Below are 6,281 nucleotides of genomic sequence, written 5' to 3'. Positions count from 1 at the left end.
CGGTCTCGACCGTCGGCGGGCGCCGCGCCCAGGGCCAGGTCTCGATCTCGACCGCAAGCCTAGATCACGCTGTGCAGGAAGCGAAAAGCAGCGGGGCGGCAGGTCACCTCTCGGTGTCCTGCCGCCCCCCGCGCGACGAGCGCTACGCGGTATTCCCGGCTCAGCTGCTGCTGCGGTACCCCCGACTCAGCCGCTCAGGCGGTGCTGCCGGGTGCCGCTCGCGGTGCCGTTCAGTCGACGACTCGGATGAAGACCGCGCCGCGGCTCAGCATCCACGAGTAGCTGCGCTTGCTCGTGTTCGTCCGGGACGAGCCCGCGTCGTACATCTGGCCCTTGGTCTCGGAGATGATGCCGATGTGGCCGGGAATCCAGACGAGGTCGCCCGGTTTGGCCTCCGAGGCCTTGATCACCTTGCCGGCATTGCGCTGCGCGCTCGTGGTCCGTGGCAGCTTGATCCCGTTCTGCGCGTAGACGTACTGCACGTATCCGGAGCAGTCCCAGCCGCTGCGCGGAGAGCTTCCGCCCCAGCGGTAGGGAACGCCGAGGTGCTTGCGCGCCGTGGCGAGCACCGCGTCCCGCTTCTCCTGCTCGAGTTGAGCGGGAGACTTGGGCTCTTCCTTCTTGGGCTCTTCCTGCTTGGACTCCTCGGGCTTCGGTTCGTCCTTCTTCGGCTCCTCCGGCTGCTGAGTCTCCTCGGCAGGTGCCTCGGTCTCCTCCGGCTCCTGAGTCTCCTCAGCAGGTGCCTCGGTCTCCTCCGGCTGCTCGGTCTCCTCAGCAGGTGCCTCGGTCTCCTCCGGCTGCTCGGTCTCGCGAGGGGTCTCCTCGGCGGGCGCCTCGGTCTCCTCGGCTGCTGAACCTTCCCCGGGTCCAGCAGGCGCAGAGTCCTCGTCGGTGCCGTCCTCGGTGTCGGCTTCCGGGCCTGCTGAACCTTCCCCGGGTCCAGCAGGCCCGGAGCCGGGCTCCGCGGATTCTTCATCCGCGGAGCCGGCCTGCGGCACGTTGAGGTCACGCGCCGAGCCTTCGATGTTGCCGTGAGGTGAGAACTCGGTGACCCCGTAGCCGTTGGCCCAGACGAGTCGCGCGCCCTCGAACAGCTGCTCGCAGCGGTCGTCGGTGCACGTCGGCGCGGACTTCGGGTAGCCGAGGTGGCCGTTCTCATAGCCCTTCGAGCCCCAGTACTTCTGGAGCGTTCCCCACGTTGCCTGAGCACCGGTGGCCTTCGACCAGTGGACGGAGCCGTTCTGGAACTTCTGGAACGCCCCGCCGCCCTTGAGGCCGCCCTTCTCCGCAGCCGTGGCGAGTCCGAGCTTGTTGCGCATCGCCTCGTTCTTGTAGAGGCTGCCGATCGCTCCGCGGATCAGCTGCGGGCCAGTCTTCTTCGACCAGGTGATGTAGCCCTTCTCGTAGGTCACTACCTTGCCGCCGGCGTGGTCCCATTCCTTGGTCACCGGCTTGCCGAGCAGGTCCTCCTTGCCCTCGTAGAAGGACTCGATGGCGGTCTTCGGCTTCGGCTCGGGCTTCGGGGCTTCCGTCTTGCCGGACTCGACCGCCCCCGAGGACTGCATCTTCCCGATCGCGTCGCGCATCTGCCCCATCTTGGAGTAGAACGCGGCACCCGGGCAGCTCGTCGAGCCGAGGTCGCGGTGGCCGACCACCGCGTTGATCGTCCTGCCGCCGACGGTCGCCCTGTCCTTGACGGAGACACCGTTGGCCGACAGCTTCCAGGCGATGGCGTGGTTGACCGCGTCGATGGTCTCCTGCGGCGGTGCGGACTTCTCGTAGGTGCCCATCACCGAGATGCCGAACGTACCGGTGTTGTAGCCGGCGACGTGTGCGCCGATCACTGCCCGGTCGAGACCGCCTGCGCGGCCCTCCCAGAGACGGCCGAACTTGTCGGCGAGCACGTTGTAGCCGATGTCTGACCAGCCGCGGCCCTTGGTGTGGTAGCTGTAGATGCCGCGCAGGATGCCCGGCACGTCGCCGGCGCTGTAGCTGTTCGAGCCGGCCGTATGGTGCACGACTGCCGCCTTGACCTTCGAGGCGTAGTCCGGCGAGCCCTTGCGCAGGCTCTCGTTCGCGCCCCAGGACTTGCGGCTGGCGATCGCCGGCTTCGCAACCTTCTTGACCGAGCTGTTCTCCACGCTCGCCGAGCCGGGGACGAACCCGGATCCCGCGGTCGCCGAGGCGCCTGTCGGCTGTACGGCGAGCGGCTGGGTGCCGGCCGCCGCGGGCTGAGCACCCACCGGTTCGGCTCCGCCGGTGCTCGGCGGGGCGACAGGAGCGTTGTCCTCGACGGCCTTCGCGTCCGCCGCCGAGTGCTTCGGGTCGATGACCATGAGGCGCGTGTCCTCGGGAGCTTCGTCTCCGAGTACGCGGATCTGGACATCGGTGGCGCTGCTGACGACGAAGGGCTCCGTGCCCGGCGTGCCGTCGCCGGGGTTGTCCTCTTCGAGGTGGTACCAGTCGGACCAGCCGGACGCCGACTTGGTCCGGACCTCGATGGTGACCGATTCGCTGTTCGCGAAGGTCACGCCCACCACGGAGGAGCGGGAGTCGGGGACGTCGAGCACGTCCGAGATCGCGGCGATATTGATGCCGTCCTCGGTCTTCTCCTTGACGCCGCCGGACATGTCCGGAGCCGCAGATTCCGTCGACTCGGCTTCATCGGGTGCCGGGGCGGACTCGCTTTCTCCTGGAGCGGAGTCGCTGGCCCCCGGCTCGGCTTCCGCGTCCTGATCAGGAGTCTCCGCCAGGCTCAGCGGCCTGAGGACGCTGGAGCCCTTCTCGAAGGTCCCGATCGGCGCGGTGCCGAGCGCGGTGAGCGCATCGGGCGACCGCAGCAGATTCGGCAGGTTGGTCGTGCTCTGATTGGTGGTCTGGGCTGTGGCAGGCGACGCGGAGCGCGCGCCCGGAGCTTCCAGACCGTCTTCGTCCACGGAGGTCAGGTCACGTTCTTCGATGTCGGGGGTCACCGTTGGTGCGCCCGAGGCTGCCGCCGGAATGGTGACCCCGAGGGTCGACACCATCACCGCAGCAGCGCATGACGCCACTAATGGCATTGCGAATCTCATATTTCAGCCTTTTCGAGGAAGACAGGGAAGTTAGGCTTCATGAGTTGAACTCGTCATTGGGAAGATGCCGAATCACCTCAACATCTCAGAATTGTTACACACATTTCGGCGTGTCACGCTGGCCATCCGCAAGACGAACAGACTTACACGAATGTCGTTCCCCGGATTCTCGCGGCGACACGCCGATAGAAATGTTTTGCTGAATTGCGGATGTTCCCGTATGCGATCTTGGTCCCGCTACGGCACGTAGCAGATCTCGCGGTCGGTTTCGACTTCCTCGGGCGCGGGCTGCGCCAGAGGTCGCAGCACAGGCGTCGGTACGGCTGGATGCGCACGACTGTACTGCGCATCGGCCTGTCCTGCGCCAGGCCCGAGCTCCGGGGCCGGGGCCGGGGCGGCCAGGAGCTGCACGGGCAGCGGGGAGGAGTTCCCGCCGTCGAGGTGCCGGGTGGGGGCCGCCGCCTCGGCGTCCTCCTCCTCGAGAGCCGTGATCCGCTCGTCGATGAGCTCGTGGACCCGGGGGTAGTCCGGATCGGCCGGGATCACCTCGGGAGGAGTGAGATTCATCGACTCGATGCGCTGCGATTTCGCCTTGAGCGCGAGCTCGACGAAGCGGTCGACCTGGAGCTGGGGGATGTCGGTGGAGACCACGTCCGGGGCCGCCTTGGCGATCGCCTGATAGCGCACGAGCACGGTCGCGGGATCCAGCTGCGCGAGCATCGCCTCCTGGACGCAGCGCTGGCGCACCATGCGCTCGTAGTCGCTGGAGAATTCGCGCGAGCGGGCGAACCAGAGGGCGTGGAACCCGTCCAGGTGCTGCTCCCCCGGTTCGATCCATCCGCGCACCGGCCCGTGCCTGCCGGTCGACTTGTCGATCGGAGCGGAGATCGGGACTCGCTTCCCGGAGACGATGTCGATGCCGCCCATCGCGTCGATGAGGCTCTCGAAGCCCTTGAGATCGATCATCGCGTAGTAGTGGACCTTCATCCCGGTCACTCCCGCGACGGCATCCTTCATGGCCAGGGCACCGGCCGGAGCGCCGTCGTCATACGCGTCGGCGTGCTGTTCGCCGAGCTGGTACACCGAGTTGATCAGGCATTCGTCCCCACAGGAGAATCCGCTGGGGTATTCGCTGTGCAGCGGTGAGTCCTCCGGGAACGGCACGTTCTGCAGGTTGCGGGGCAGGCCGATGATGATCGTCTCGCCCGTCCGGGCATCGATCGACACCAGCGAGATGCTGTCGGGCCTGATGCCCTCGCGCCCCTTGCCGGCATCCGAACCGAGCAGGGCGATGTTGTATCGGCCGTCTGCCGGCCGCTGGGCCAGTCCGCCCGCGAACAGCTCGCTCATGAGCTGCCGCTGGCTGTTGGCGGTCACAGTCCCCCAGCTCAGCCCCCCGGCGACCACCAGCACGCACGCCATGCCCGCTCCGAGGACGCCGAGCCGGGTCCGCGGCGTCAGGCCGACAACCCGGATCCTGCGCAAAGTGTCGAGGAAGCACAGCACCCACGTCACCGTGAACACCAGCAGCCAGAGCGTGAGCAGCGTCAGGACGATGGGGTTCGTCGCGAGGGTGAAGACAACCTGCCGCCGCAGCAGGGCGGCGACCGCCATGAGCGCGATCGCCCCCCAGCTCACCAGGGTGAGTGACAGGGCGAAGCGGGCCCACCGTCGGACACCGAACAGGGACTGCACCGATCCGGGCAGCAGCACGGTCGCGACGAGCAGCACCCACGCGCGGAGGTTGCGGGTCTGCTGGCTCGCATACTGCGGATACCGGATCGGGTCGGTGTACTTGGGAGTACGGCGCTCGGTCACCTCGGCCTCTCTGTCGGCATCCGCCCGGTGCTTCTGCTCAGGCGATGGAGTCCCCAGGATACGACCGGGCAACGGCCTTCCCGAGGCGACTCACCCGGGCCCGAGGATCCCCGCAGATTCTTCCCAGCCCGTGGGCAGGGGTGTCACCCGAGCGGCCTGCGACACGCGAGCCGCCTGCGTGTCACGCGAGCGGCCTGCGTGTCACGCGAGCGGCCTGCGTGTCATGCGAGCAGCTTGCGGCCCATCACGAGGCGCTGGACCTGGTTCGTGCCCTCGTAGATCTGGGTGATCTTGGCATCGCGCATCATCCGCTCGACCGGATGGTCCTGCACATACCCGGCACCGCCGAGCAGCTGGACCGCGTCCGTCGTGATCTCCATCGCCACATCCGAGGCGAAGGCCTTGGCCGCCGCACCGAAGTAGCCCAGATCCGGATCACTGCGCTCGCTCTTCGCGGCCGCGACGTACGTCAGCTGCCGGGCCGCCTCCAGCTTCATCCCCATGTCGGCGACCATGAACTGGATCGCCTGGAAATCTGCGATCGCCTTGCCGAACTGGCGGCGCTCCTTGATGTAGCCGATCGCATAGTCCAGCGCACCCTGCGCCACGCCGACCGCCTGGGCGGCGATCGTGACACGAGTGTGATCAAGCGTCTGCAGCGCCAGCTTCAGTCCGCCGCCGATCTCACCGACCACTCGATCGCCGGGGATCCGGCAGTCCTCGAAGAACAGCTCCCGGGTGGGGCTGCCCTTGACGCCGAGCTTGCGCTCCTTCTCGCCGAAGCTGAACCCCTCGTCGGACTTCTCGACGACGAAGGCGGTGATGTTGTTGCCCCGGGGACCGTCCGGATCCGTCACGGCCATGACCGTGTAGAACTCGCTCTCCCCTGCGTTCGTGATCCAGGTCTTGACGCCGTTGAGCACCCAGTCGTCCCCGTCGCGGACCGCTCGCGTCTTCATCCCCGCGGTGTCGGATCCGGCCTCGCGCTCCGACAGTCCGTAGGAGAAGCCGCACTCCCCGGAGGCGACGCGCGGGAAGTACTTCCGCTTGATCTCCTCGCTGGCGGCGAGCTGCACCGGCATCGAGCCGAGCTTGTTGACGGCCGGGATCAGCGAGGACGACATGCACCCACGGGCGACTTCCTCGATGATGATGGCCACGGCGAGCGCGTCCGCCCCCACTCCCCCGTACTCCTCCGGGATATGGGCGGCGAAGAAGTCCGTCGCGACGAGCGCATCATGGGCCTCCCGCGGGTAGCGGGACTCGGCGTCCACGCTGGCCGCGTGCGGCGCGATCTTGTCCTCGACGACCCCGCGCACTGCTGCTCGCAGCTCCTCGTGGTCCTCGCTCGGCTTGTAGAGGTCGAACATTGTTCTCCTTCGCACGTGTTCG

At 67.6% G+C, this 6,281-nt stretch carries 3 protein-coding genes; all 3 read right to left on the bottom strand.

Annotation, left to right across the window (positions count from 1 at the left end; translation table 11 throughout):
• Nucleotides 1-230 precede the first annotated feature (230 nt).
• The 3 genes from LXN01_RS13335 to LXN01_RS13325 all read right to left on the bottom strand — a co-directional run bounded on the left by LXN01_RS13335 (nucleotide 231) and on the right by LXN01_RS13325 (nucleotide 6,259).
• Entirely contained in the window at nucleotides 231-3,071 is a 2,841-nt protein-coding gene (locus LXN01_RS13335) for an NlpC/P60 family protein (protein ID WP_236865898.1), read from the bottom strand.
• A gap of 237 nt (nucleotides 3,072-3,308) precedes the next feature.
• The gene (locus LXN01_RS13330) at nucleotides 3,309-4,889 is read right to left on the bottom strand and encodes an LCP family protein (RefSeq protein WP_236865897.1); all 1,581 of its coding nucleotides are present in this window, start codon (nucleotides 4,887-4,889) and stop codon (nucleotides 3,309-3,311) included.
• A 221-nt stretch (nucleotides 4,890-5,110) separates the two neighbouring features.
• Nucleotides 5,111-6,259, bottom strand: a complete 1,149-nt coding sequence (locus LXN01_RS13325; protein WP_236865896.1) for an acyl-CoA dehydrogenase family protein — start codon at nucleotides 6,257-6,259, stop codon at nucleotides 5,111-5,113.
• Nucleotides 6,260-6,281: the final 22 nt, after the last annotated feature.

It is taken from the genome of Brevibacterium daeguense, from assembly GCF_021729135.1.
Taxonomy (GTDB): domain Bacteria; phylum Actinomycetota; class Actinomycetes; order Actinomycetales; family Brevibacteriaceae; genus Brevibacterium; species Brevibacterium daeguense.
This window is presented reverse-complemented; position numbering and strand designations above follow the sequence as displayed.

Excerpts from the sequence above, each read along its gene's own strand:
- LXN01_RS13335 (WP_236865898.1), bottom strand. The coding sequence starts at position 3,071 with ATGAGATTCGCAATGCCATTAGTGGCGTCATGCGCTGCTGCGGTGATG.
- LXN01_RS13325 (WP_236865896.1), bottom strand. The coding sequence starts at position 6,259 with ATGTTCGACCTCTACAAGCCGAGCGAGGACCACGAGGAGCTGCGAGCA.